Origin of the sequence: Kitasatospora sp. NPDC002040, from assembly GCF_040296785.1 — a bacterium.
Lineage (GTDB): Bacteria > Actinomycetota > Actinomycetes > Streptomycetales > Streptomycetaceae > Kitasatospora.
In genome coordinates this window covers 67110-93020 of the sequence record NZ_JBEOXV010000018.1, presented here as the reverse complement: position 1 = coordinate 93020, position 25911 = coordinate 67110, and the positions used below count along the sequence as shown (strand labels likewise).

The 25911-nt window shown below is 72.4% G+C and carries 21 protein-coding genes and 1 pseudogene; 20 read left to right on the top strand and 2 right to left on the bottom strand.

Translation table 11 applies throughout. From position 1 onward, the window contains the following. The first annotated feature begins 32 nt into the window (after window positions 1-32). Window positions 33-602 carry an ATP-binding protein gene (locus ABT118_RS28230; protein ID WP_502884707.1) on the top strand — a complete coding sequence of 190 codons (570 nt, stop codon included), beginning with the start codon at window positions 33-35 and terminating at the stop codon, window positions 600-602. Between the two features lie 64 nt (window positions 603-666). Here ABT118_RS28230 and idi read toward each other — a convergent pair whose 3' ends face one another. Then, window positions 667-1296, bottom strand: coding sequence for an isopentenyl-diphosphate Delta-isomerase (gene idi / locus ABT118_RS28225; RefSeq protein ID WP_350674932.1), 630 nt, complete (start codon window positions 1294-1296; stop codon window positions 667-669). A gap of 222 nt (window positions 1297-1518) precedes the next feature. On the opposite strand from idi, the pseudogene ABT118_RS28220 reads away from it, so the two are divergent. From ABT118_RS28220 to ABT118_RS28130, 19 genes and pseudogenes are all read left to right on the top strand, one after another. Then, window positions 1519-1728 (top strand): annotated as a pseudogene (locus tag ABT118_RS28220) (DUF5941 domain-containing protein); the annotation flags it as partial. Window positions 1729-1876: 148 nt separating this feature from the next. Further along, a complete protein-coding gene (locus ABT118_RS28215; protein WP_350674930.1) occupies window positions 1877-2632 on the top strand; it encodes a phosphocholine cytidylyltransferase family protein in 756 nt (251 codons plus the stop codon). Continuing rightward, window positions 2620-3681, top strand: a complete 1062-nt coding sequence (locus tag ABT118_RS28210; RefSeq protein ID WP_350674928.1) for an iron-containing alcohol dehydrogenase family protein — start codon at window positions 2620-2622, stop codon at window positions 3679-3681. Before ABT118_RS28215 ends, ABT118_RS28210 begins: the two co-directional genes overlap by 13 nt. 70 nt (window positions 3682-3751) lie before the next feature. After that, complete coding sequence (locus tag ABT118_RS28205) at window positions 3752-4489, top strand: CDP-alcohol phosphatidyltransferase family protein (protein ID WP_350674982.1); 738 nt, start codon at window positions 3752-3754, stop codon at window positions 4487-4489. Then, on the top strand, window positions 4486-5370 hold the full coding sequence (locus ABT118_RS28200; RefSeq protein WP_350674924.1) for a glycosyltransferase family 2 protein: 885 nt from the start codon (window positions 4486-4488) through the stop codon (window positions 5368-5370). Before ABT118_RS28205 ends, ABT118_RS28200 begins: the two co-directional genes overlap by 4 nt. 133 nt (window positions 5371-5503) lie before the next feature. Further along, window positions 5504-6421 carry an ABC transporter permease gene (locus ABT118_RS28195; protein ID WP_350674922.1) on the top strand — a complete coding sequence of 306 codons (918 nt, stop codon included), beginning with the start codon at window positions 5504-5506 and terminating at the stop codon, window positions 6419-6421. A gap of 31 nt (window positions 6422-6452) precedes the next feature. After that, entirely contained in the window at window positions 6453-7226 is a 774-nt protein-coding gene (locus tag ABT118_RS28190) for an ABC transporter ATP-binding protein (protein ID WP_350674980.1), read from the top strand. 125 nt (window positions 7227-7351) lie between these two features. Then, window positions 7352-8281, top strand: coding sequence for a squalene synthase HpnC (gene hpnC / locus ABT118_RS28185; RefSeq protein ID WP_502884704.1), 930 nt, complete (start codon window positions 7352-7354; stop codon window positions 8279-8281). A 41-nt stretch (window positions 8282-8322) separates the two neighbouring features. Continuing rightward, window positions 8323-9180, top strand: a complete 858-nt coding sequence (hpnD, locus tag ABT118_RS28180) for a presqualene diphosphate synthase HpnD (RefSeq protein ID WP_350674978.1) — start codon at window positions 8323-8325, stop codon at window positions 9178-9180. A 94-nt stretch (window positions 9181-9274) separates the two neighbouring features. Next, window positions 9275-10675: a hydroxysqualene dehydroxylase HpnE gene (hpnE, locus tag ABT118_RS28175; RefSeq protein ID WP_350674918.1), complete on the top strand. Its 1401-nt coding sequence runs from the start codon at window positions 9275-9277 to the stop codon at window positions 10673-10675. Window positions 10676-10749: 74 nt separating this feature from the next. Then, window positions 10750-11844: a polyprenyl synthetase family protein gene (locus ABT118_RS28170; RefSeq protein ID WP_502884703.1), complete on the top strand. Its 1095-nt coding sequence runs from the start codon at window positions 10750-10752 to the stop codon at window positions 11842-11844. Between the two features lie 7 nt (window positions 11845-11851). Continuing rightward, window positions 11852-13942, top strand: a complete 2091-nt coding sequence (gene shc, locus ABT118_RS28165; RefSeq protein ID WP_502884702.1) for a squalene--hopene cyclase — start codon at window positions 11852-11854, stop codon at window positions 13940-13942. Next, window positions 13939-14607 carry a phosphorylase family protein gene (locus tag ABT118_RS28160; RefSeq protein WP_350674915.1) on the top strand — a complete coding sequence of 223 codons (669 nt, stop codon included), beginning with the start codon at window positions 13939-13941 and terminating at the stop codon, window positions 14605-14607. Before shc ends, ABT118_RS28160 begins: the two co-directional genes overlap by 4 nt. Window positions 14608-14609: 2 nt before the next feature. Continuing rightward, the gene (hpnH, locus tag ABT118_RS28155; protein ID WP_350674912.1) at window positions 14610-15629 is read left to right on the top strand and encodes an adenosyl-hopene transferase HpnH; all 1020 of its coding nucleotides are present in this window, start codon (window positions 14610-14612) and stop codon (window positions 15627-15629) included. A gap of 109 nt (window positions 15630-15738) precedes the next feature. Continuing rightward, window positions 15739-17646 (top strand): 1-deoxy-D-xylulose-5-phosphate synthase, encoded by a 1908-nt coding sequence (gene dxs, locus ABT118_RS28150; protein ID WP_350674911.1) that lies wholly within the window; start codon window positions 15739-15741, stop codon window positions 17644-17646. Next, window positions 17636-19024, top strand: coding sequence for an aspartate aminotransferase family protein (locus tag ABT118_RS28145; protein ID WP_350674909.1), 1389 nt, complete (start codon window positions 17636-17638; stop codon window positions 19022-19024). The genes dxs and ABT118_RS28145 overlap by 11 nt, the downstream gene beginning before the upstream one ends. A 358-nt stretch (window positions 19025-19382) precedes the next feature. Then, window positions 19383-19802 carry an apotyrosinase chaperone MelC1 gene (gene melC1, locus ABT118_RS28140; RefSeq protein ID WP_350674908.1) on the top strand — a complete coding sequence of 140 codons (420 nt, stop codon included), beginning with the start codon at window positions 19383-19385 and terminating at the stop codon, window positions 19800-19802. A gap of 40 nt (window positions 19803-19842) precedes the next feature. Continuing rightward, window positions 19843-20670 (top strand): tyrosinase MelC2, encoded by an 828-nt coding sequence (gene melC2 / locus ABT118_RS28135; protein WP_350674906.1) that lies wholly within the window; start codon window positions 19843-19845, stop codon window positions 20668-20670. Between the two features lie 289 nt (window positions 20671-20959). Further along, the gene (locus ABT118_RS28130) at window positions 20960-25045 is read left to right on the top strand and encodes a bifunctional nitrate reductase/sulfite reductase flavoprotein subunit alpha (RefSeq protein WP_350674905.1); all 4086 of its coding nucleotides are present in this window, start codon (window positions 20960-20962) and stop codon (window positions 25043-25045) included. Between the two features lie 79 nt (window positions 25046-25124). On the opposite strand, the gene ABT118_RS28125 is transcribed toward ABT118_RS28130, so the two are convergent. Continuing rightward, window positions 25125-25907: an IclR family transcriptional regulator gene (locus ABT118_RS28125; protein WP_350674904.1), complete on the bottom strand. Its 783-nt coding sequence runs from the start codon at window positions 25905-25907 to the stop codon at window positions 25125-25127. Between the last annotated feature and the right edge of the window lie 4 nt (window positions 25908-25911).

Sequence of the window (25911 nt, the reverse complement as noted above, 5' to 3'; positions counted from 1 at the left end):
ACGTGGAGCAGACCAGAGGACCGGCCGAGTCGATGACGAGACGGCTGCCGGTCGGGCCGGCCGGAGGCCCCGGAGCGGGCCCCGTACCGGCTCCGGCAGCGAGCCCGGCAGGCCCGGCGATCCCGGTGGGCCCGGTCGCGGGGATCTGGCGGTTCTCGGCGGTGGCGCACGAGGCCTCCGTCCCGCAGACCCGGCACGCGGTCAGGGACCGGCTGCTGGCACAGGGGATGGCCGGACAGGACTACCAGGAGCTGATCGACGACCTGCTGCTGATCGTCTCCGAGCTGGTCAGCAACGCGGTCACGCACGCCGCGGTGCTCTCCCCGCACCTGACCACCGAACTGGTCATCGACGAGGGCTGGGTCCGGGTCTCGGTCGAGGACGGCCACCCGTACCGGCCGAAGGCGCTGGAGAGCGACCTCGGCCAGCTCGGCGGGCGGGGGCTGCTGCTGGTGAAGAGCGTGACGCTGCAGGCCGGCGGGGTGTGCGACGTGGAGCGCACCGGCGAGGGCGGCAAGGTGATCTGGGCGTCCCTCCCGCTGCCGCTGCCCCGGCAGCGCGTGGAGGGGAGCGCCGGGAGCGACTGGCTCCCCCGGCGCTGACCCCCGGGCGCCAGCGGCGCCAGCAGAACGCTGACCCTCGGGCGCTGCCGTGGCAGCAGCAGGGCTACCAGTCCCGGCCGGCGATCTCCCGGATGCCGGGCAGGGCAGCCTCGAAGACGGTCCGGAACCAGACCGAGGTGGGCTTCTCCGCCTCCAGGGCCTTGAGCTCCTCCGCGGTGACGAAGCGGGTGTCGTCGACCTCGTCCGGGTTCGGCGCGAGGTCGGCGGTGACCAGGCCGACGAAGAGGTGGTTCCACTCGCGCTCGATCAGGCCGCTGGCCTCGTCGGGCAGGTCGTAGCGGACCGTGCCCGCCTCGCAGAGCAGCGCCGGGGCGACGCCGAGCTCCTCGGCGGTCCGGCGGGCGGCGGCGGCGAAGGGCTGCTCGCCCGGGTAGGGGTGGCCGCAGCAGGTGTTGGACCAGACGCCGGGGGAGTGGTACTTGCTGAGCGCGCGGCGCTGCAGCAGCATCCGCCCCTGACGGTCGAACAGGAAGACCGAGAACGCCCGGTGCAGCCGGCCCGGCTGCTGGTGGGCCCAGTGCTTCTCGGCGGTGCCGATGGTCACGCCCGCGTCGTCGACGAGCTCCAGCAGAATCTCCTCGGCCGCCCCGGGGGCGGCGGGGGCGGCGGGGGCCGCGGCGACGCCGCCGTCCTCGGCGAGCAGGGTCTGACCGGTCGGTCGGGTCTCGGGCATGGGGCCTCTTTCGGAAACGGGGACCAGGGGAGGGCGAGAGGGCTGGGCCGGCCCAACCGGAGCGCCGCGCGGGGCGCCCGTGAGCCAGTCTGCCGTATGGCTGGCTACCCAAATGGGCGCGACGCACACGAGGGCCTGGAAGGGCCGGATGATCAGACAGTGTGTTCGACGCGTGATCGTTCGAGGTCCGGTCGTGGCGCCTTCTGAGCGCCACCGCCCGCGATCCGGCGGGTCGGCCCCGACCCCCACACTCACAGCACCCCGCCCGACACTCACGGCACCCCGGCCACCCACCCCGCCCGCCCGCCCCGGCGTGAGCTGCGGACGAAGGCGGACCCCGCCGCTTTCGGGCTGGTCGCCGCGGTCGCCTACCATCACTACGACACGGTGCCCCGCCTGCGCGGCGGCACCGGGGCACCGGCCGGCTGGCTGGTACGGGCGATGCTGCCGTCCAGGGTGCGCGGGTGGCCCCGGTGGTTGCGTCCGCCCTGGTCGTGGTCGTGGTCGGGGGCGCCGGGGGCGTCCGCGTCCGGGTCCCCGGTGACGCCTCAGCAGAACACGACGAGTCAGGAGACACCGCATGATCGGCCTCGTTCTGGCAGCCGGCGCCGGCCGCCGGCTGCGCCCGTACACCGACACCCTGCCGAAGGCACTGGTACCGGTCGACGGGGAGCGGACCGTCCTGGACCTCACCCTCGGCAACTTCGCCGAGGTCGGCCTGCGGGAGGCCGCCATCGTGGTGGGCTATCGCAAGGAGGCGGTGTACGACCGCAAGGACGCCCTGGAGCAGAAGTACGGCGTCAAGCTCACCCTGGTCGAGAACGACAAGGCCGAGGAGTGGAACAACGCCTACTCCCTCTGGTGCGCCCGGGACCTGTTCGGCGAGGGCCTGCTGCTCGCCAACGGCGACACCGTGCACCCCGTCTCGGTGCAGCGCACCATGCTGGACGGCAACGACCGGCTGATCACCGAGGGCCACGCCCCCGGCATCCTGCTCGCGCTGGACACGGTGAAGAAGCTCGCCGACGAGGAGATGAAGGTGATCGTCGACCCGGTCACCGGGGTGCGCCGGATCACCAAGCTGATGGAGCCCGAAGAGGCCACCGGCGAGTACATCGGCGTCACCGTGATCAATCCCTCGGCCGCCGCCGACCTGAGCAGCGCCCTGCAGGCCACCTTCGAGCGCGACCCGCAGCTCTACTACGAGGACGGCTACCAGGAGATGGTGAACCGCGGCCTGCGGATCGACGTGCAGCCGATCGGCGACGTCTCCTGGGTCGAGGTCGACAATCACGCGGACCTGGCCAAGGCGCGGGAGATCGCGTGCCTGTACTGACCCGGCTGGTCCCGTCGCCGGTCTTCGTCGAGATCCGCCCGGGCGCGCTGGACTCGCTGGCCGGCATCCTGGCCGACCAACGGCTGTCCGCCGCCGGGCGGATCGCGGTGGCGATCAGCACCGGCTCCGGCGCCAGGCTGCGCGCGCGGCTGGAGCCGGCCCTGCCGAGTGCCGACTGGTACGAGGTGGGCGACGGCACCCTGGACAGCGCGGTGCTGCTGGCCGAGCAGATGCGGGCCGGGCACTACGACGCCATGGTCGCGCTCGGCGGCGGCAAGATCATCGACGTCGGGAAGTACGCCGCCGCCCGGGTCGGCCTGCCGCTGGTCGCGGTGGCCACCAACCTGGCCCACGACGGCATCTGCTCGCCGGTCTCGATCCTCGACAACGACGCCGGGCGGGGCTCCTACGGGGTGCCCAGCCCGATCGGCATCGTGGTCGACCTGGACGTGATCAGGCAGGCACCGCCGCGCTTCGTGGCGGCCGGCATCGGCGACGTGGTCTCCAATCTGTCCGCCTGCGCGGACTGGGAGCTCTCGCACGCCGTCACCGGCGAACCGGTGGACGGACTGGCCGTCGCGATGGCCCGTTCGGCCGGGGAGAACCTGCTCCGGCACCCGGGTTCGCTGCAAGATCGGGACCTCCTCACCACGCTCGCCGAGGCCCTGGTACTGTCCGGCATCGCGATGAACATCGCTGGCAGCACCCGCCCTTCCTCGGGTGCCTGTCACGAGATCTCGCACGCCCTGGACGTGCTCTTCCCCAAGCGATCGGCCCAGCATGGCGAACAGGTCGGCCTCGGCGCGGCCTACGCCAGCTTCCTGCGGGGCGAACGTGTGCTCTCCGGCCAGATCGTGGACCGACTCCGGTTCCACGGGCTGCCGGTGACCGCCGCTCAGATCGGCTTCACCGAGGCGGAGTTCACCGAGGCGGTGCACTACGCTCCGAACACCCGTCCGGGACGCTTCACCATCCTGGAACACCTGGATCTCTCCCCCTCTGACATCAGGGACTCGTACGCCGACTATGTCCAAGCCGTCAACAGCTGACCGCCCCGCGGTCGATCTGACCCGCCGCCCCTCCATCGAGGAGCTGCGCGCCGTGATCCACCCCGAGGGCATGCTCCAGCGCCGTAGCGCGGAGCACTGGGCCGGGCGCCTCTACATGCGGAAGATCTCGCTGCGGATCACCCGGGTGCTCTCCACCGTCACGGCGATCACGCCCAACGGCCTGACCTACCTGATGATGTTCACCGGCATCCTGGCCGGAGCCGCGCTGGTGGTCCCCGGCATCGCCGGTGCGGTCCTCGGCGCGGTCCTGATCCAGATCTACCTGCTGCTCGACTGCGTCGACGGCGAGGTGGCGCGCTGGCGCCGGCAGACCTCGCTGACCGGGGTCTACCTGGACCGGGTCGGCCACTACATGTCCGAGGCGGCGCTGCTGACCGGCCTCGGGCTGCGGGCCACCGACCTGTTCCACCACCAGGGCAGCGCCTCGCACTGGGAGTGGGCCTTCCTCGGCACCCTCGCCGCGCTCGGCGCCATCCTGATCAAGTCGGAGACCGACCTGGTCGACGTGGCCCGGGCCCGCAGCGGCCTGACCGCGGTCGAGGACGCCGCCGCCGTGCCGCGCTCCGCCGGGGTGGCGAAGGCCCGCAAGGCCGCCGCCTTCCTGAAGTTCCACCGCCTGGTCGGTGCGGTCGAGGCCTCCCTGCTGATCCTGGCCGCCGGCATCGCCGACGCGGTGGCGGGCGACCTCTTCTTCACCCGGCTCGCGGTGGTCGTGCTGGCCGCGATCGCGATGCTGCAGACCGTGCTGCACCTGCTCAGCATCGTGCTCTCCAGCAGGCTGCGATGAGCGACGGCTTCCGGCTCGGTGCCGTCATCATCACGATGGGCAACCGTCCGGACGAGCTGAACGCGCTGATCGAGTCGGTCCGCAACCAGCGGGGCCCGGCCGTCGAGCTGGCCGTGGTCGGCAACGGCGCCCCGCTGCCGTCGCTGCCGGCCGGCGTCCGCAGCGTCGAGCTGCCGGAGAACCTCGGCATCCCGGGCGGGCGCAACGTCGGCATCGAGCTGTTCGGCAAGGACGGCTGCGACGTCGACGCGGTGCTCTTCCTGGACGACGACGGCCTGCTGCCGAACACCGACTCGGCCGAGCTGCTCCGGCAGGCGTTCGAGGCGGACCCGGGGCTCGGCATCGTCTCGTTCCGGATCGCCGACCCGGAGACCGGGGTGACGGCCCGCCGGCACGTCCCCCGGCTGCGGGCCAGCGACCCGCTGCGCTCCTCCCGGGTGACCACCTTCCTCGGCGGCGCCAGCGCCGTCCGGAGCAAGGTGTTCGCCCAGGCCGGACAGCTGCCCGGCGAGTTCTTCTACGCGCACGAGGAGACCGACCTCGCCTGGCGCGCGCTGGACGCCGGCTGGACCATCGACTACCGCGCCGACGTGGTGCTGTTCCACCCGACCACCTCCCCCGCCCGGCACGCCACGTACTTCCACAACGTGGCCCGGAACCGGGTGTGGCTGGCACGACGGAACCTTCCGGCCCCTCTGGTGCCTCTCTACCTGGGAGTCTGGTTCCTGCTCACCCTGGCCCGTCGCCCGTCCGGCGATGCGTTCAAGGCCTGGATGGGCGGCTTCCGGGCCGGCTGGCGCGAACAGTGTGGTCCGCGAAAGCCGATGCGATGGCTTACGGTATGGCGGTTGACCAGGATGGGCCGACCACCAATCATCTGATCGCAGAACATTCCGATGGCCCCCCGCGCCATCGGACCGGAACATCCACCCGTGATCCCGGTGGATCAGCCCGGACCTCCACCGACTCCCCCCTCGGCGGAAGCCTGGTCATCCGATCCCGTGAAGGACGAATGTGTCGACAGTGAGTGACTCGGTCAATTTCTCCGCGCCAAGCGGTGTTGACGCGGGTCTGACCCCGAAGCAGCTCGCGGCCAAGTACGGCCTTGCGGTGAGCGGCAAGCGGCCCGGTTTCGTGAAGTACGTCAAGGAGCTGTGGGCCCGGCGCCATTTCATCGTCGCGTTCGCCACCGCCAGACTGGTCGCGCAGTACACCACGGCCAAGCTCGGCCAGGTGTGGCAGGTGCTCACCCCGCTGCTCAACTGCGCGGTGTTCTACCTGGTCTTCGGCGTGATGATGAAGAACCGGGACGGGATCACCGACTACATCGGTTGGCTCTGCATCGGCGTCTTCGTCTTCCAGTTCAGCCAGAGCGCGGTGCTCTCCGGCACCCGGGCGATCTCCGACAACCTCGGGCTGATCCGGGCGCTGCACTTCCCCCGGGCCGCGCTCCCGATCGCGTTCACCATCATCCAGCTCCAGCAGCTGCTGATCTCGATGGTCGTGCTGGTCGGCATCGTGCTGTTCTTCCAGCCGCCGACGATGACCTGGATGCTGGTCGTCCCGGCGCTGCTGCTGCAGAGCGCCTTCAACACCGGCCTGGCGCTGGTGATGGCCCGGATCGGGGCCAAGACCAGTGACATGGCCCAGCTGATGCCGTTCCTGCTGCGCACCTGGATGTACACCTCCGGCGTGATGTACAGCGTCAAGGGCGCGGTCGACTCGTTCCCGCCGTTCTTCCAGGTGCTGTTCCGGATGAACCCGGCCTCGGTCTTCATGGACCTGATCCGCTACGCGCTGATGCCGAACGAGTACAACAAGAACGCGCTGCCGGACCACATCTGGATCATCGCCACCGCCTGGGCGGTCTTCGCCGGGGTGGCCGGCTTCATCTTCTTCTGGAAGGCAGAGGAGGAGTACGGCCGTGGCTGACACCGCTACCACCGAGATCCGAGAGGCCGCCATGACGAACGCCCAGGACGCCCGCGTCCCCACCGTGGTCGTGGACGACGTGCACATCGTCTACAAGGTGCACGGGGCCGGTTCGGGCAAGGGCAGCGCCACCTCGGCGCTGAGCCGGATCATCTCCCGCAAGCGCTCGCCCGCGATCCGCGAGGTGCACGCCGTCCGGGGGATCAGCTTCACCTCGTACCGGGGCGAGGCGGTCGGCCTGATCGGCTCGAACGGCTCCGGCAAGTCGACCATGCTGGCGGCCATCGCCGGCCTGCTGCCGACCGAGAAGGGCGCCATCTACACCAACGGCCAGCCCTCGCTGCTGGGCGTGAACGCCGCGCTGATGAACGACCTGACCGGTGACCGCAACGTCATCCTGGGCTGCCTCGCGATGGGCATGTCCCCGGCCGAGGTGAAGGCCCGGTACCAGGACATCGTGGACTTCTCGGGCATCAACGACAAGGGCGACTTCATCTCCCTGCCGATGCGCGCGTACTCCTCGGGCATGGCGGCCCGGCTGCGGTTCTCGATCGCGGCGGCCAAGACCCACGACGTGCTGCTGATCGACGAGGCACTGGCCACCGGCGACCAGAAGTTCCAGCGCCGCTCCGAGGACCGGATCCGCGAGCTCCGCAAGGAGGCCGGCACGGTCTTCCTGGTGAGCCACAACAACAACTCGATCCGGGACACCTGCGAGCGCACCATCTGGATCGAGCGGGGCGAGCTGGTCATGGACGGCTCGACCGACGACGTGATGAGGGAGTACGAGAAGTCCAACCACTGAGCGTGGTGGGACCGACGGCGGGGGCCGGTACCGGGAGCGACCCGGAACCGGCCCCTCGGCCGTGCCGGTTGCGTGTCCGGTGGGCCGGGTGCCCGAGGGCGGTGTAGAACGGGGGAGTGACGGCAGTGGTGGCTTCAAGGCAAGCGGACGGTCCGACCGACGGCGGCGGCACGCTCGGCAAGGCGGACCTGGAGAACTTCCCGGTCGCGCCCGGCTTCCTGCCCGCGGCCTGGCGGGCCGACCTGATGGCGATCTACGGGTTCGCCCGGCTGGTGGACGACGCCGGGGACGGGGACCTGGCCGAGCCCGAGCGGGTGGCCGGGCTGCTCGGCGTCGCGGGGGCGCCGGCCGACCAGGGGTTCAGGCTCGCCCTGCTGGACGGGCTGGAGCAGGACCTCGACCGGGCCTTCGGCGCCGCGCTGGACCCGGCGGCGGAGAGCCCCCGGCACCCGCTGATGCGGGCGCTGGTCCCGCTGATCGACCGCCACCCGGTCACCCCGGAGCCGTTCCGCCGTCTGATCGAGGCCAACCGGGTGGACCAGACCACCACCCGCTACGCCACCTACGGCGACCTGATCGACTACTGCACCCTCTCCGCCGACCCGGTCGGCCGGCTGGTGCTGGCCGTGGCCGGCTACGGCACCCCCGAACGGATCACCCTCTCGGACGCGGTCTGCAGCGGCCTCCAGGTGGTCGAGCACCTCCAGGACGTGGCCGAGGACCTGGGCCGGGGCCGGATCTACCTGCCCCAGGAGGACCTGGAGCGGTTCGGCGTCACCGAGGCCGACCTGGCCGCGCCGAGCGCCGACCCGAACGTCCGTGAGCTGGTCGCCTTCGAGGTGGACCGGGCGCGCACCCTGCTCGACCGCGGTGCTCCGCTGGTGGGTACGGTTCGGGGGAGGCTCCGTCTGCTGCTCGCGGGATTCACCGCGGGCGGGTACGCCGCCCTGTCGGCCGTCGAGGCCGCCGGGTACGACGTGCTCGCCGTGCAGGCGAAGCCGGACAAGCGCCGCCTCGCGCTGAAGGCGGCGGCAATCTTCGCGAAGGGAAGGTGAACGCCCGCGTGGCGGCATCACCACTGGCCCCGGCCCCGGTCATGGCGGCCTACCGGTACTGCGAGGCGGTCACCGCCCTGCAGGCCCGGAACTTCAGCTACGGCATCCGGCTGCTGCCCGAGCCCAAGCGGCTCGGCATGTCGGCGCTCTACGCCCTGGCCCGCCGCGTGGACGACATCGGCGACGGCGAGCTCTCGGCCGAGCGCAAGACCGAGCTGCTGCGGCAGACCCGGGAGCTGCTGGACGAGGTCCGGCTCGGCACGGTCAGTGAGGAGGACACCGACCCGATCAAGGTCGCGCTGGCGGACACCGCCCGGCGCTTCCCGCTCGATCTGGGCGGCTTCGACGAGCTGATCGACGGCGTCGAGATGGACCTCAAGGGCGTCGAGTACCAGACCTTCGAGGACCTCAAGGTCTACTGCCGCTGCGTGGCCGGATCGATCGGCCGGCTCTCGCTCGGGATCTACGGCAGCGAGAACCCGAAGCTCGGCGCCGAGTACGCGGACACCCTCGGCCTGGCCCTCCAGCTCACCAACATCCTCCGCGACCTGCGCGAGGACGCCCTGAACGGGCGGGTCTACCTGCCGACCGAGGACCTGGTGCGATTCGGCTGCGAACAGGGGTTCGCCCTGGACCGCCCGCCGGTCGGGGCCGACTTCACCGGGCTGATCGCCTTCGAGGCCGAGCGGGCCCAGGAGGCGTTCGCGGACGGCCTGCGGCTGCTGCCGCTGCTCGACCGCCGCAGCCGGGCCTGCACCGCCGCGATGGCCGGGATCTACCACCGCCTGCTCGGCCGGATCGCGGCCGAGCCGGAGTCGGTGCTGCGCGGCCGGGTGTCGCTGCCGGGCTGGGAGAAGGCGTACGTGGCTCTCTCCGGGCTCGCCGGAGGGCGTTCTTGATTCTCTCGGCGATTATGTCACGCTGTGTCAGCACGGCATCACCTCGTGCCGGTTCGGCGTGCGCCGCCGGGAACCACGACAGGGGGAGGGGCAGATGACGGCACGGCACGACCCGGACCGGGCCAGGCCCACCGCCGTGGTGGTGGGCGGCGGCCTGGCCGGGATCACCGCCGCGCTGCGGCTGGCCGAGGCGGACCACCGGGTCACCCTGGTGGAGTCCCGGCCCCGGCTCGGCGGGCTGGCGTTCTCGTTCCGGCGCGGTGAGCTGACGGTCGACAACGGCCAGCACGTCTTCCTGCGCTGCTGCACCGCCTACCGGGGCCTGATCGACCGGCTGGGCGCGGGCCGTCTGGTGGATCTTCAGCCCCGGCTCGACGTCCCGGTGCTCGGGGTCTCGGCCGACGGCCGGCGCACTCTGGGCCGGCTGCGCCGGGCGGGGCTGCCGGTCCCGCTGCACCTGGCCGGCAGCCTGGCGACGTACCCGCACCTCTCCCCGGTCGACCGGCTGCGGGTGGTGCGGGCCGCACTCGCGCTGAAGGCGCTCGACCTGGCCGACCCGGCGCTGGACGCGATCTCGTTCGGCGACTGGCTGCGCCGGCAGGGCCAGAACGCGGCCACCCTGGCCGCGATGTGGGACCTGGTCGGGGTGGCCACCCTGAACGCGACCGCCGACCAGACCTCGCTGGCGCTGGCCGCGATGGTCTTCAAGACCGGCCTGCTCTCCGACCCGGGCGCCTCCGACATCGGGATGGCCAACGTCCCGCTCGGCGCGATCCACCACGACGCGGCCCGCGCCGAGCTGGAGCGGGCCGGGGTGCGGGTGCTGCTGCGCTCCCGCGCGGTGGAGCTGAAGCAGGCCGAGCAGCACGCCGTCCGGCTGGACGGCGGCGAGCTGCTCACCGCCGACACCGTGGTGCTGGCGGGGGCCCAGGAGGCCGCCGCCGCGCTGCTCCCGGCCGGGGCGCTGGACCGGCCGGAGCGGCTGGCCGAGCTGGGCCACGCCCCGATCCTGAACGTGCACGTGGTCTACGACCGCAAGCTGCTCCGGCAGCCCTTCTTCGCCGCGCTCGGCTCGCCGGTGCAGTGGGTCTTCGACCGCACCTCGCACTCCGGCCTGGCGGTGCCGGGCGCGCAGTACCTGGCGCTGTCGCAGTCCGCCGTGGAGGACGAGATCGAGCTGCCGGTGGCCGAGCTGAGGGCGCGTTACCTGCCCGAGCTGGAGCGCCTGCTGCCCGCCGCGAAGGGCGCCGAGGTGCTGGACTTCTTCGTCACCCGGGAGCGCACCGCGACCTTCGCGCCCGCCCCCGGCACCGCCCCGCTCCGCCCCACCGCCCGGACGAAGGTGCCCGGCCTGCTGCTGGCCGGCTCCTGGACGGCCACCGGTTGGCCCGCGACCATGGAGGGCGCCGTGCGCAGCGGCCACGCGGCCGCCGACGCGGCGCTCACGGCCGGCCGCCGCCCGGTGGACCGCGGCGACGGAAGGTGGCCCCGATGACCTCGGCCCCCGCCAGCACCGACACCGGATCAGACCGGCCGCACGCCGCGGCCCCATCACCCCAGGGAACGTACGTGGAGCCTCGCACCGGAACCGCCGCCTCCGTCCAGGACGCGCCGGTGGCGGACGTGCTGTCGGTGCCGGAGCTGCTGGCCCGCGGCCGGACGCTCTGCACCCCGCCGCTGCGGGCTGCGGTGGCCGCGCTGGCCGCGCCGATGGACACCGTGGCCGCGTACCACTTCGGCTGGATCGACCGGGACGGCACGCCGGTCGCGGGTGACAGCGGCAAGGCCGTCCGGCCGGCGCTGGCGCTGCTGTCGGCCGAGGCGGTCGGGGCACCCGCCTCGGTGGGCGTCCCGGGCGGGGTCTCGGTCGAGCTGGTGCACAACTTCTCCCTCCTCCATGATGATCTGATGGACGGTGACGAGACGCGCCGGCACCGGGCCACGGCCTGGACGGTCTTCGGCCCGGCCCAGGCGATCCTGGTCGGCGACGCGCTGGCCACCCTGGGCACCGAGGTGCTGCTGGACGCCGCCGTCACCGGCGGTGCCTCCGCCACCGACGCGGCCCGCGCGGTGCGGCTGATCACCACCGCCACCAGGAAGCTGATCGACGGTCAGGCGCAGGACCTCTCGTTCGAGCACCGCGACGTGGTGACGGTCGAGGAGTGCCTGGCGATGGAGGCCGGCAAGACCGGTGCGCTGCTGGCCGCCGCCTCGGCGATCGGCGCGGTGCTGGCCGGTGCCGACGACCGGGTCTCGGACGCGCTGCAGCGCTACGGCAACCACCTCGGCCTGGCCTTCCAGGCGGTGGACGACCTGCTCGGCATCTGGGGCGCCACCGAGGTGACCGGCAAGCCGCACTGGGGCGACCTGCGCCAGCGCAAGAAGTCGCTGCCGGTGGCCGCCGCGCTGGCCGAGGGCGGCGCCGCCTCCCGGGCGCTGGCCGAGCAGCTCGCCGACCCGGCCGGCCGGGGCGAGGAGAGCGAGCAGCAGCTCGCCGCCCGCGCCGCGCTGATCGAGCAGGCCGGAGGGCGTTCCTGGACCCAGGACGAGGCCCGCCGGCAGCACCGGACCGCCCTCGCCGCCCTGGACGAGGTGCCGATGGCCGACGAGGTGCGCCAGCGCTTCGTCGCACTCGCGGAATTCGTGGTGGTACGAGAGAGGTGACGTTGAGGTGACAGCAACCGCGGACGGCCGGCTCGACCCTGAGTACGATCCCGAGCCGGCCGCGGTGGGTGAACGCCCGCCGGTACCAGAACGGCTGAACGGCCGTCAGGTGACGGTGGCCCAGGCGGCAGCGGTGCCGCTCGGGTCGAGACGGTGGGAACCCGACGGAGCGACTGCGGTAGTACCGTCAGACGATCCCACTCCGACGGAGGCCCTGGCCCGGGCCACCGCCGAGCTGTTGTCACGCCAGAGCCCTGAGGGCTGGTGGAAGGGCGACCTGGAGACCAACGTCACCATGGACGCCGAGGACCTGTTACTGCGTCAGTTCCTCGGGATCAGGACGGCCGAGCACACCGCGGCCACCGCGGCCTGGATCCGCTCCCAGCAGCGCGAGGACGGCACCTGGTCCACCTTCTACGGCGGCCCCGCCGAGCTCTCCACCACGGTCGAGGCGTACGTCGCGCTCAAGCTCGCGGGCGACGACCCGGGCGCGCCGCACATGCTGGCCGCCGCCGCCCACGTCCGGGCCGCCGGCGGCATCGCGGCCAGCCGGGTGTTCACCCGGATCTGGCTGGCGCTGTTCGGCTGGTGGCCCTGGGAGCGGCTGCCGGAGATGCCGCCCGAGATCATCTTCCTGCCCCGCTGGGTGCCGCTGAACATCTACGCCTTCGGCTGCTGGGCCCGGCAGACCATCGTCCCGCTCACCGTGGTCTCGGCCCACCGCCCGGTCCGGCCGGCGCCGTTCGACCTGGACGAGCTGCACACCGACCCGGCGGACCCGTACCCGCTCCGGCCGCTCCCGCCGCTGAACGGCTGGGACGGCATCTTCGAGCGGCTCGACCTGGCCCTGCACGCCTACCACCGGCACGCCGTCAAGCCACTGCGCCGGGTGGCGCTGGCCCAGGCCGGGCGGTGGATCGTCGAACGCCAGGAGGCGGACGGCTGCTGGGGCGGCATCCAGCCGCCCGCGGTCTACTCGCTGATCGCCCTGCACCTGCTCGGCTACGAGCTCGACCACCCGGTGATGCGGTCCGGCCTGGCCGCCTTCGAGCGCTTCACCGTGCACACCGAGGACGGTGCCCGCTGGCTGGAGGCCTGCCAGTCCCCGGTCTGGGACACCTGCCTGGCCACCATCGCGCTGCGCGACGCGGGCCTGCCCGCCGACCACCCCGCGCTGGTCTCGGCGGTGGACTGGATGCTGGCCGAGGAGATCACCAGGCCCGGCGACTGGTCGGTGCAGCGGCCCCGGCTGGCGCCCGGCGGCTGGGCGTTCGAGTTCGAGAACGACAACTACCCCGACATCGACGACACCGCCGAGGTGGTGCTCGCGCTCCAGCGGGTCGACCACCCGGACCGGGCCAGGGTCGCGGGCGCGGTGGAGCGCGGGGTGGAGTGGAACCTCGGCATGCAGTCCAAGAACGGCGCCTGGGGCGCCTTCGATGTCGACAACACCAGCACGCTGCCGAACAAGCTGCCGTTCTGCGACTTCGGCGAGGTGGTCGACCCGCCCTCGGCGGACGTCACCGCGCACGTGGTCGAGATGCTGGCCGAGACCGGCCGGGCGGACGACCGGCGGACGGTGCGGGGCGTCGACTGGCTGCTGCGGAACCAGGAGGCGGACGGCTCCTGGTTCGGCCGCTGGGGCACCAACTACATCTACGGCACCGGCTCGGTGCTCCCCGCCCTGGTCTCGGCCGGGTTGCCGACCGGCCACCCGGCGATCCGACGGGCCGTCAGCTGGCTGGAGGACCGGCAGAACCAGGACGGCGGCTGGGGCGAGGACATGCGCTCCTACGAGGACCCGGAGCAGTGGTCCGGCCGGGGCGACTCCACCGCCTCGCAGACCGCCTGGGCGCTGATGGCCCTGCTGGCGGCCGGCGAGGGCCCGGACGGCGCGCGCAGCGAGGCCGTCGAGCGCGGCGTCCAGTGGCTCTGCCGCACCCAGCTGCCCGGCGGCAGCTGGGACGAGCCGCAGTTCACCGGGACGGGCTTCCCGTGGGACTTCTCCATCAACTACCACCTCTACCGGCTGGTCTTCCCGGTCACCGCACTCGGCCGCTACCTGCACGGCAGCCCGCTGACGGGAGGACGCAAGTGAACGGTGCCCCACCACCCGGTGCCCCGCTGCTGGTGGTCTGCGCGCTCGGGCCCGAGGTCTGGGCCCTGCGCGGCGGCGACTGGGACGGCCCGGCCGTGCTGGTCCGTACGGGGGTCGGCCGGGTCCGGGCCCGGCGCTGCCTCGGGAACCTGCTCGCCCGGGACGGGTACGGTGCGCTGGTGGTGGCCGGTTTCGGCGCGGCGGTCGGCCCCGGCGTCGAGCCCGGTGACGTCATCGTGGCCGACGCGGTCCGCAACGGCGAGGGTGACGAGTGGCCGCTGGATTCCGCCAAGGCGATGGCCGCCGCGCTCGCCGCGCAGGGGCTGACCACCCACGTCGGGCTGCACCACACCGCCGACCGGGTGGTCCGGGGCCCGGAGCGCCGGGCCCTGTACGCCACCGGCGCCCGGGCCGTCGACATGGAGGCGGCCGCCGTACTGGCGGCCCGGGCCGAGCTGCGGCCCGGCCTGCCCGCCGCCGTCCTGCGGGTGGTGGTCGACACCCCCAGCCGCGAGCTGCTCCGCCCCGGCACCCTGCCGGCCGGGTTGCACGCCTGGCACACCCTGCGGTCCGTCGTCCCGGCGCTCACCGCCTGGCACCGGCAGAGCGCCACCGACCCGATCCATGCACCACAGTCCTCGACGCTCCCTCAGGAGGCGAGCTAGTCATGGCAATGCCGCTGCGCCAGACCGTGCGGGTCAGCACCTACCTCATGCAGCAGAAGTTGAAGCGGCGGGACAAGTTCCCGCTGATCGTGGAGCTGGAGCCGCTGTTCGCCTGCAACCTCGCCTGCGAGGGCTGCGGGAAGATCCAGCACCCCGCCGGGGTGCTCAAGCAGCGGATGCCGGTCGCCCAGGCGGTCGGCGCGGTGCTGGAGTCCGGCGCCCCGATGGTGTCGATCGCCGGCGGCGAGCCGCTGATGCACCCGCAGATCGACGAGATCGTGCGCCAGCTGGTGGCCCGCCGCAAGTACGTCTTCCTCTGCACCAACGCCCTGCTGATGCGGAAGAAGCTGGACAAGTTCACCCCCTCGCCGTACTTCACCTTCACCGTGCACATCGACGGCCTGCGCGAGCGGCACGACGCCTCGGTGGCCAAGGAGGGGACCTTCGACGAGGCGGTGGAGGCGATCAAGGAGGCCAAGCGGCGGGGCTTCCGGGTCACCACCAACTCGACCTTCTTCAACACCGACACCCCGCAGACCATCATCGAGGTGCTCGACTACCTCAACGACGAGCTGCACGTCGACGAGATGATGATCTCTCCGGCGTTCGCCTACGAGAAGGCCCCCGACCAGGAGCACTTCCTCGGCGTCGAGCAGACCAGGGAGCTGTTCCGGAAGACCTTCGCCGGTGGCAACCGGCGCCGCTGGCGCCTCAACCACAGCCCGCTCTTCCTGGACTTCCTGGAGGGCAAGGTGGACTTCGAGTGCACCGCCTGGGGCATTCCCAACTACTCGCTGTTCGGCTGGCAGCGCCCCTGCTACCTGATGTCGGACGGCTACGTGCCGACCTACCGCGAGCTGATCGAGAAGACCGACTGGGCCAAGTACGGCCGCGGCAAGGACCCGCGGTGCGAGAACTGCATGGCGCACTGCGGGTACGAACCGACCGCGGTGCTGGCCACCATGGGCTCGCTCAAGGAGTCCATCCGGGCGGTCAAGGAGACCCTGGCCAGCAAGGCCTGACCCCTGTCGGGGCCCGCTTCGGCGGGCCCCACAACAGGCGCGCCACCGGTGATGACCGCAATCTGGGTACAGACCGTCATCGTCCTGACCCGAGCCGCGAGGTGAAGCCATGTCACTCCTGTCCACCGTCCAGGGTCCCGCCGATCTCCGACGCCTCTCACCGGCCGACCTCGGGCTGCTGGCCGACGAGATCCGCGAGTTCCTGGTGGACGCCGTGACCCGCACCGGCGGCCACCTCGGGCCCAACCTGGGCGTGGTCGAGCTGAGCATCGCGCTGCACCGGGTCTTCGACTCCCCGTACGACCGGATCCTCTGGGACACCGGGCACCAGGCGTACGTGCACAAACTGCTCACGGGCCGTCAGGACTTCTCCCGGCTGCGGATGCAGGGCGGCCTGTCCGGCTACCCGTCCCGGGCCGAGTCCGAGCACGACGTGATCGAGAACTCGCACGCCTCCACCGCGCTCGGCTACGCCGACGGCCTGGCCAAGGCGCACCAGCTGCTGGGCACCCCCGGCCGGCACACCGTCGCGGTGATCGGCGACGGTGCGCTCACCGGCGGGATGGCCTGGGAAGCGCTGAACAACATCGCCGAGAGCGACCGCCCGCTGGTGATCGTGGTGAACGACAACGAGCGCTCGTACGCACGCACCATCGGCGGCCTGGCGCACCATCTCGCCACCCTGCGCACCACCCAGGGCTACGAGCGCTTCCTGGCGCTCGGCAAGGGCGCGCTGCAGCGGACGCCGCTGGTCGGGCAGCCGATCTTCGACGCCCTGCACGGGGCGAAGAAGGGCTTCAAGGACGCCTTCACCCCGCAGGGCATGTTCGAGGACCTCGGGCTCAAGTACCTCGGCCCGATCGACGGGCACGACGTCGGTGCGGTCGAGCAGGCGCTCCGGCAGGCGCGCGGCTTCGGCGGCCCGGTGATCGTGCACTGCCTGACCGTCAAGGGCCGGGGCTACCGGCCGGCCGAGCAGGACGAGGCGGACCGCTTCCACGCGGTCGGCGCGATGGACCCGTACACCTGCCTGCCGATCTCGCCCTCGGCCGGGGTCTCCTGGACCTCGGTGTTCGGCAGCGAGCTGCTCGCGCTGGGGGCCGAGCGGCCCGACCTGGTGGCGATCACCGCCGCGATGCTCCAGCCGGTCGGGCTGGCCAAGTTCGCCGCCGAGTACCCGGAGCGCACCTTCGACGTCGGCATCGCCGAGCAGCACGCGGTGGCGAGCGCGGCGGGCCTGGCCACCGGCGGGCTGCACCCGGTGGTGGCGGTCTACGCGACCTTCCTGAACCGGGCCTTCGACCAGGTCCTGATGGACGTGGCGCTGCACAAGCTGGGCGTCACCTTCGTGCTGGACCGGGCCGGGGTGACCGGCAACGACGGCGCCTCGCACAACGGCATGTGGGACATGTCGATCCTCCAGGTCGTCCCCGGCCTGCGGCTGGCCGCGCCGCGCGACGCCGACCAGCTGCGGGCCCAGCTGCGCGAGGCGGTGGACGTGCCGGACGGGCCGACCGTGGTCCGCTTTCCCAAGGGCGACCTCGGCCCCGCGGTGCCCGCGCTGGAGCGGATCGGCGGCATGGACGTGCTCCAGCGCACCGGCCCGGCCCCGGAGATCCTGCTGGTCGCGGTCGGCGCGATGGCCTCCGCCTGCCTGGACGCCTCGGCGCTGCTGCTGGCCGAGGGCTTCACCTGCACCGTGGTCGACCCGCGCTGGGTCAAGCCGGTCGACCCGGCGCTGCCCGAACTGGCCGCCGCGCACCGGCTGGTGGTCACGGTGGAGGACAACGGCCGGGCCGGCGGCGTCGGTTCGGCGATCGCCCAGGCGATGCGGGACGCCGGGGTGGACGTCCCGCTGCGCGATCTCGGCATCCCGCAGGAGTTCCTGGCGCACGCCGGGCGGGGAGAGCTGATGGAGGAGATCGGCCTCACCGGTACCGGCGTGGCCGCCCAGACCGCCGTCTTCGCCAAGCACCTGCTACCGAACCGAGGAGCGAACCAGCACCATGCCGGCTGACCGTCTCGACCTGTCCGCACTGCTCGCCGAACGGGGCGCCGAGCGCTACGAGTTGCAGGCCAGGTACCTCAACCCGCAGCTGCCCCGGATGCTGCACACGATCGGCTTCGACAAGTACTACGAGCGCGCCGAGGGCCCGTACTTCTACGACGCCGAGGGCAACGAGTACCTCGACATGCTCGCGGGCTTCGGCATCTTCGCGCTCGGCCGGCACCACCCGGTGGTGCGGGCGGCGGTCCAGCAGGTGATGGACCTCGACCTGCCGGACCTGACCCGGTTCGACTGCTCGCCGCTGCCCGGCCTGCTGGCCGAGCAGCTGCTGTCGTACGCACCGGGACTGGACCGGGTCTTCTTCGGCAACAGCGGTACCGAGGCGGTCGAGACGGCGCTCAAGTTCGCCCGCTACGCGACCGGGAGGCGGCGGGTGCTCTACTGCGACCACGCCTTCCACGGGCTGACGGCCGGCTCGCTCTCGGTCAACGGCGAGGGCGGTTTCCGCAAGGGCTTCGACCCGCTGCTGCCGGACACGGCCATCCCGCTGGGCGACCTGAGCGCGCTGGCCAAGGAGCTGCGCAAGGGCGACGTGGCCGCGCTGATCGTGGAGCCGATCCAGGGCAAGGGCGTGCTCGCCCCGCCGCCGGGCTGGCTCGCGGCGGCCCAGCAACTGCTGCACGAGCACAAGGCGTTGCTGATCTGCGACGAGGTGCAGACCGGCATCGGCCGGACCGGTTCGTTCTTCGCCTACCAGCAGGAGGAGGGCGTGCTGCCCGACCTGGTCTGCGCGGCGAAGGCGCTCTCCGGCGGGTACGTCCCGATCGGGGCGACGCTCGGCAAGAGCTGGATCTTCGAGAAGGTGTACTCCTCGATGGACCGGGTGCTGGTGCACTCGGCCAGTTTCGGCTCCAACGCCCAGGCGATGGCGGCCGGGCTGGCCACCCTGCACGTGCTGCGGGAGGAGAAGGTGGTCGAGAACGCGCGCCGGGTGGGCGACCTGTTCCGGGACCGGCTGGCCGCGCTGGTGGACCGGTACGAGCTGCTGGCCGAGGTGCGCGGCCGGGGACTGATGATCGGGATCGAGTTCGGCCGGCCGAAGTCGCTCAAGCTGCGGACCGGGTGGACCGCCCTGCAGGCGGCCCGGAAGGGCCTGTTCGCCCAGATGGTGGTGGTGCCGCTGCTGCAGCGCCACCGCATCCTGACCCAGGTCTCCGGCGACCACCTGGAGGTGATCAAGCTGATTCCGCCGCTGATCATCACCGAGCGCGAGGTGGACCGCTTCGTCACCGCCTTCACCGAGGTGATGGACGACGCCCACCGGGGCAGCGGTCTGATGTGGGACTTCGGCCGCACCCTGGTCAAGCAGGCCGTGGGGAGCCGCTGACCCCTCCGCATCGCGCCGTTCCTGCGGGGTGAGCCCGGTCACCGCTGCGGCCGTGACCGGGTGCCGGGGCGGAGGATCTCCGGCGGCCCGACTGCACAGAGTGAAGATCCTGGACTTTCTGATGATCGTTCAGTGAAGGCAGTGAAGATCTTACCGGCCGTCCGAGGGGTGGGCGGCCGGTTTTTGGCTTGATTGTGTGCATCCTTCGTACCCCCGCCGATCGGCAGTTCCGTAGGTCATCGCGGATTGAAAGCATCGAAACAGCGAGAGTGATCATGTGATCGCCTCGCATTAACGTTTCTGCACTGCTCGATGAACGGCGCCCCAATTCCACCGGGCGCCCGAGGGGGATCCACCGATGTCCGAACTCACCCATGCCTCGGCACTGACCCGTCGACGGATGCTGCAGGGGGCCGCCGTCGCGCTGACCGCCGCCGCCGGCACCGCCGTGCTCGGGATCGCGGGGCCGACCGGCAAGTCCGCCAACGCCGCCGACCCCGGCGCGTCCGACACCTTCGACGAGGTCTTCCAGGGCCGCCGGATCCAGGGTCGCCCGGTCGCCGACGGCGGCGGCCACCACCACGGCACCACCGGGGCCGGCGGCACCGGCTACTCGGTCCGCGTCGACGGCGAGGAGCTGCACATGATGCGGAACGCCGACGGCAGCTGGATCAGCGTGGTCAACCACTACCAGACCTTCCCGACGCCGCGCTCGCTCGCCCGCGCCGCCGTCACCGACCTGCAGGGCGCGACGCTCGTGCCGGTCGCCGTCGCCTGAACCCGTACCCGTACCGACACTCGCACCAAAGGGGGGACTCATGGCAGTCCGCAAGAACCAGGCGACGCTCACGGCCCAGGAGAAGCGCGCCTTCGTCAACGCCGTGCTCGCGCTCAAGAGCAGCGGCGGCTACGACTCGTTCGTCAGCACGCACAACCAGTTCATCGTCAGCGACACCGACAACGGCGAGCGGGTCGGCCACCGCTCGCCGTCCTTCCTGCCCTGGCACCGCCGGTTCCTGCTCCAGTTCGAGCAGGCGCTCCAGGCCGTCGACCCCAGCGTCACCCTGCCGTACTGGGACTGGACCGCGGACCGGACCACCGGCGCCACGATCTGGGGCGCCGACTTCCTCGGCGGCAACGGCCGCAGCTCCGACGGCCAGGTGACCACGGGGCCGTTCGCCTACTCGACCGGCAACTGGAATCTCACCGTCCGACCCGACAGCCGTCCCTTCCTGCGCCGCTCGCTGGCCGCCGGGGTGGCCCAACTGCCCACCCGGGCCGAGGCGGAGAGCGTGCTGGCGATCGCCCAGTACGACGCCGCGCCGTGGAACAGCACCTCGGCGGGCTTCCGCAACAACCTGGAGGGCTGGCGCGGCGTCAACCTGCACAACCGGGTGCACGTCTGGGTGGGCGGCATGATGAGCACCGGGATGTCGCCGAACGACCCGGTGTTCTGGCTGCACCACTGCTTCATCGACAAGCTGTGGTCGGAGTGGCAGAAGCGGCACCCCTCGGCGACCTACCTGCCCACGGCGGGCACCGCCAACGTGGTCGACCTGAACGAGACCATGAAGCCGTGGAACGACGTCACGCCGGCCGACCTGCTGGACCACAGCGCGCAGTACACCTACGACACCGGCTTCTGACCGGCCGGCAGTCGAGCGGGCGGTGACGAGGCCTCCCGGCAGGGTGGCGCCGGGGCGGGGTCGGGTTCACCGACAACCCTGCTCCGGCGCTACCCGTCCCGGGCGGAGGTGTGGAAGGCTGGCTGCTCCGGCGCCCCGATCTTCACGACACCTCCGCCTCACAGGGCGGGCCGATCCGGGTGCGGTGGGTGTAACGCGGAGGAATCGATCTCCGTCATCTGCCTGCAACAGGGGCTTCGTAGTCTGCGACCAGGGCATACGGGGTGCGGCTGTGGCGAAGGGACTACGAGTGGATCAGGTACGGACGGTCTGCTCGTACTGCGGGGTCGGGTGCGGGATCGTGCTCGATCTGGCCCGGGGGGCCGACGGACGGGTCACGGTGGCGAAGGCGGCCGGCGACAAGGCGCACCCGGCGAACGGCGGCCGGCTCTGCACCAAGGGTGCGACCCACGCCGACCTGCTGGCCGCGCCCGGCCGGCTGGCCACCGCGCTGATCCGGAGCGACCGGAGCGAACCGCCGGTGGCGCTGGACGTGGACGCGGCGATCACCGCCGCGGCCGGCCGGCTGCGGGCGGTCCTGGACGAGCACGGGCCGGACGCGCTCGCCCTCTACGTCTCCGGGCAGATGTCGCTGGAGGCGCAGTACCTGGCCAACAAGCTGGCCAAGGGCTTCCTGCGGACCAACAACATCGAGTCCAACTCCCGCCTCTGCATGGCCAGCGCGGGCACCGGCTACAAGCTCTCCCTGGGCGCGGACGGGCCGCCGGGGTCGTACGAGGACTTCGACCGTGCGGACGCCTTCCTGGTGATCGGGTCGAACATGGCGGACTGCCACCCGATCCTGTTCCTGCGGATGATGGAGCGGGTGAAGGCGGGCGCCAAGCTGATCGTGGTGGACCCGCGCCGCAACGCCACCGCCGACAAGGCCGATCTGCACCTGCCGGTGAAGCCCGGCACCGACCTGGCTCTGCTGAACGGGCTGCTGCACCTGCTGGTCGAGAACGGCCACACGGACCCGGAGTTCATCGCCGAGTTCACCGACGGCTGGGACGGGCTGCCGGAGTTCCTGGCCGACTACCCGCCGGCCGTGGTCGCCGGGATCACGGGCGTCCCGGAGGCCGACCTGCGGCAGGCCGCGCAGTGGATCGGCGCGGCGGGGGAGTGGATGAGCTGCTGGACGATGGGGCTCAACCAGTCCACCCACGGCACCTGGAACACCAACGCACTGGTCAACCTGCACCTGGCGACCGGGGCGATCTGCCGACCCGGCAGCGGACCGTTCTCGCTCACCGGCCAGCCGAACGCCATGGGCGGCCGGGAGATGGGCTACATGGGGCCGGGCCTGCCGGGCCAGCGCTCGGTGCTGGTCGCGGCGGACCGGGCCTTCACCGAGGAGCTCTGGGGCATACCCGAGGGCACGCTGCGGACCGAGGTCGGCCGGGGCACGGTCGAGCTGTTCGAGCAGCTGGCGGCCGGTGCGATCAAGGCCTGCTGGATCATCTGCACCAACCCGGTGGCCTCGGTGGCCAACCGGCGGACCGTCATCGAGGGCCTGGAGGCGGCCGAACTCGTCATCACCCAGGACGTGTTCGCCGAGACCGAGACCAACGCGTACGCGGACGTGGTGCTGCCCGCCACGCTGTGGGCCGAGTCCGAGGGCGTGATGGTCAACTCGGAGCGCAACCTCACCCTGGTGCCCGGCGCGGTCTCCCCGCCCGGACAGGCGCTGCCGGACTGGCAGTTGATCGCCCGGGTGGCCTGCGAGATGGGCTTCGCCGAGGGCTTCACGTACGGCTCGGCCGAGGAGGTGTTCGAGGAGCTCAAGCAGGCCTGGAACCCGAAGACCGGCTGGGACCTGCGCGGGATCGACTACGACCGGCTGCGCGAGACGCCGGTGCAGTGGCCCGCCGCGCCGGGCGGGCCCGCGCGCAACCCGGTCCGGTACCGCAACGACGGGGTCAGCCAGACCCTGGTCGAGCGGCCCGACGGCAGCCGGCCCCGGCTGGTCTTCCCGACCGCGACCGGCCGGGCCTCGTTCTTCGCCCGCCCGCACCTGCCCGCGGCCGAACTCCCGGACGACGAGTACCCGTTCGTGCTCAACACCGGTCGCCTGCAGCACCAGTGGCACACCCTCACCAAGACCGGCAAGGTCGCCAAGCTCAACAGGCTCAACCCCGGGCCGTTCGTGGAGATCCACCCCGCGGACGCGGCCGCCCTGGGCATCGGCGCGGGCGACGGCGTCGAGCTGGCCTCCCGCCGGGGCCGGGCCGTGCTGCCCGCCGTGCTGACCGACCGGGTGCGGCCGGGTGACTGCTTCGCCCCGTTCCACTGGAACGACCTCTTCGGCGAGTACCTGAGCGTCAACGCGGTCACCAACGACGCGGTCGACCCGATCTCGTTCCAGCCCGAGTTCAAGGCCTGCGCCGTCGCGCTGCGCCGGACCTCGGTCGGCCCGGCCGAGGCCGCGCCGCCGCAGCCCGAGGCCGCCGCGACCGGACAGACGGCCGGACCGGCGGCCGGACCGGCGGCGGGGACGGTCGCGCTGCTCGCCTCCGCGCTCGGCCTGGGCGAGCTGACCCCGCCGACGCTGGCCGAGCAGGAGCGCTACTACCTGGCCGGGTACCTGACCGGCGTCGGCTCGGTCCCCGCGCCGGAGGGCGTGCCGGTGCTGCCCGCCGGGGCGCCGATCGCGGCGGCCACCGCACGCTGGGTGGACGGCCTGCTGGCGGGCATGTTCTCCTGGCTGCCGAAGCAGGCGGACGGCGCGCCGCCGGCTCCGGCCGGCCCGGCGGCCCTGGTGCTCTGGGCCTCCCAGACCGGTAACGCGGAGGAGTTCGCCAACTCCGTCGGGGCCCGGCTGACCCGGGCCGGCCGGAGCGCCACGGTGCGCAGCATGGCCGACCTGTCACCGGCCGAACTCACCTCGGGCGCCGACCTGTTGGTGGTCTCCAGCACCTTCGGGGACGGCGAGGCGCCGGACAACGGCGCCGAGTTCTGGCAGCAGCTGACCGCCGGTGACGCGGCCCGGATCGACGGCACCCGGTTCGCGGTGCTCGCCTTCGGCGACTCCAGCTATGACGACTTCTGCGCCCACGGCCGCCGCCTGGACGAGCGGTTGGCCGAACTGGGCGGCACCAGGCTGCTGCACCGGGTCGACTGCGAACCCGGCGGGGAGACGGCGGCGGACCAGTGGCTGGAGCAGGTGGTCGAGGCGCTGGCCGCCCGTCCCGCCGCCGCCGCACCGGCTCCGGCCCGCACCGGCCGGAGCGCACCCTGCGAGGCCCGGCTGTCCGGCAACCGGCTGCTCAGCCTGCCCGGGGCGGGCAAGGAGGTCCGGCGGTTCACCTTCGACCTCGGCGACAGCGGCCTGGAGTACGAGGCGGGGGACGCCCTCGGGGTCCAGCCCGTCAACTGCCCCGAGCTGGTGGCCGAGTGGCTCGCCGTCACCGGCATCGACCCGGACACCGAGGTGGTGCTGGCCGGTACCGAACCGCTGCGGTTCGCCGACGCGCTGAGCCACCAGCTGGACATCACCCGGATCGGCTCCGACCTGCTCCGGCTGGCGGCCGAGCGGACCCGGGACCGCGAGCTCCGCCACCTGCTCAGGCCGGACAACAAGGATGGCCTGGCGCAGTGGAGTTGGGGACGGCAGGCGGTCGACGTGCTGGCCGAGTACCCGGTCCGGATCACCGCCCAGGAGTGGGCCGAGCAGCTGCGCCGGCTCCAGCCCCGGCTCTACTCGATATCGTCCAGCCCGCTGACCGACCCCCGGCAGGTCTCGCTCACCGTCTCGGTGCTGCGCTACGAGGGGCCACGGGGCGGGCGCCGCAAGGGAGTCGCCTCCGGCTTCCTGGCGGATGCCGACCCCGGGCAGCCGGTGCCGGTCTTCGTCCAGCGCTCGGCGCACTTCCGCCCGCCCACCGATCCGGCGGCGAAGGCGGTGATGGTGGGCCCCGGCACCGGGGTGGCCCCGTTCATGGGCTTCCTGGAGCAGCGCCGCGCCCTCGGCCACCACGGCGGCAACTGGCTCTTCTTCGGCGAGCAGCGCCGGGCGACCGACTTCTACTACCAGGACGAGCTGGCCGGCCTGCACCGGGACGGCACCCTGTCCCGGCTCGACCTCGCCTTCTCCCGCGACCAGCGGGCCAAGGTCTACGTCCAGGACCGGATGCGCGAGCACGGTGCCCAGCTCTGGTCCTGGCTCCAGGACGGCGCCCACTTCTACGTCTGCGGCGACGCCGCCCGGATGGCCAAGGACGTCGACCGCACCCTCCGGGAGATCGCCGTGACCCACGGCGGTCTCACCGAGGAGGACGCGGTGCTCTACCTCAAGCAGCTGACGGCCGACCGGCGTTACGCCCGGGACGTCTACTGACCGACCGGCCCGGCGCGGGCGCTCCGGCCGGATTCAAGGACATGAACCGGAGCCGGCCGTCGATCACCGGCGCCCCGGGTCAGAGGTGCCGGGTGGCCAGGGCCAGCCGGTCCCGGGCGTCGAACAGCGCCTCCCGGATCTGCTCCTCGCGGCCCGGCGTCAGCCGTGCCACCGGCACCGACACGCTCACCGCGTCCCGGGCCGGGGTCCGGTACGGGAGGGCGATGCCGAAGCAGCGCAGCCCGAGGGTGTTCTCCTCCCGGTCCACCGCGTACCCATGCGCGCGGACCTCCCGGAGCTCGGCGATCAGCTGCTCCCGGTCGGTGTGGGTGTGCTCGGTGAGCGGCTCCAGCCCGGCCGGCAGCAGCTGCCTGATCCGCTCGTCCGAGTGGGTGGCCAGCAGCGCCTTGCCGTGCGAGGTGCAGTACGCGGGCAGCCGCCGTCCGATCCGGGTGAACGGGCGCAGGCTGTGCTGGGACTGACGGGTCGCCAGGTAGACCACGCTGGCGCCGTCCAGGCGGGCCAGGTGGATGGTCTCCCCGGTGTCCTCGGCGAGCCGGTCCAGGGCCGGTCTGGCCAGCGCCACCACCTCGTCGCCGTCGATGTACGAGCTGCCGACCAGCAGCGCCCGCACCCCGATGCCGTACCGCGTCCCGGTGGCGTCGGTCTCCACCCAGCCGAGCTCGACCAGGGTGCGCAGCAGCATGTACAGGCTGCTCTTCGGGTAGCCGGTCTGCTCCTGGACCACGGCCAGGCTGTGCATGCCGGGGCGGCCGGCGAAGTACTCCAGCAGCTCGACGGTGCGCACCGCCGACTTGACCGGTGCGCCGCCGCCGGGGCCCGGGTTGGCCGTCGAGTCCATCTGC

Coding starts and splice junctions, on each gene's coding strand:
- ABT118_RS28230 (WP_502884707.1), top strand. CDS start 33: ATGACGAGACGGCTGCCGGTCGGGCCGGCCGGAGGCCCCGGAGCGGGC.
- idi (WP_350674932.1), bottom strand. CDS start 1,296: ATGCCCGAGACCCGACCGACCGGTCAGACCCTGCTCGCCGAGGACGGC.
- ABT118_RS28215 (WP_350674930.1), top strand. CDS start 1,877: ATGATCGGCCTCGTTCTGGCAGCCGGCGCCGGCCGCCGGCTGCGCCCG.
- ABT118_RS28205 (WP_350674982.1), top strand. CDS start 3,752: ATGCTCCAGCGCCGTAGCGCGGAGCACTGGGCCGGGCGCCTCTACATG.
- ABT118_RS28200 (WP_350674924.1), top strand. CDS start 4,486: ATGAGCGACGGCTTCCGGCTCGGTGCCGTCATCATCACGATGGGCAAC.
- ABT118_RS28190 (WP_350674980.1), top strand. CDS start 6,453: ATGACGAACGCCCAGGACGCCCGCGTCCCCACCGTGGTCGTGGACGAC.
- hpnD (WP_350674978.1), top strand. CDS start 8,323: ATGGCGGCCTACCGGTACTGCGAGGCGGTCACCGCCCTGCAGGCCCGG.
- hpnE (WP_350674918.1), top strand. CDS start 9,275: ATGACGGCACGGCACGACCCGGACCGGGCCAGGCCCACCGCCGTGGTG.
- hpnH (WP_350674912.1), top strand. CDS start 14,610: ATGGCAATGCCGCTGCGCCAGACCGTGCGGGTCAGCACCTACCTCATG.
- dxs (WP_350674911.1), top strand. CDS start 15,739: ATGTCACTCCTGTCCACCGTCCAGGGTCCCGCCGATCTCCGACGCCTC.
- ABT118_RS28145 (WP_350674909.1), top strand. CDS start 17,636: ATGCCGGCTGACCGTCTCGACCTGTCCGCACTGCTCGCCGAACGGGGC.
- melC1 (WP_350674908.1), top strand. CDS start 19,383: ATGTCCGAACTCACCCATGCCTCGGCACTGACCCGTCGACGGATGCTG.
- melC2 (WP_350674906.1), top strand. CDS start 19,843: ATGGCAGTCCGCAAGAACCAGGCGACGCTCACGGCCCAGGAGAAGCGC.
- ABT118_RS28125 (WP_350674904.1), bottom strand. CDS start 25,907: ATGGACTCGACGGCCAACCCGGGCCCCGGCGGCGGCGCACCGGTCAAG.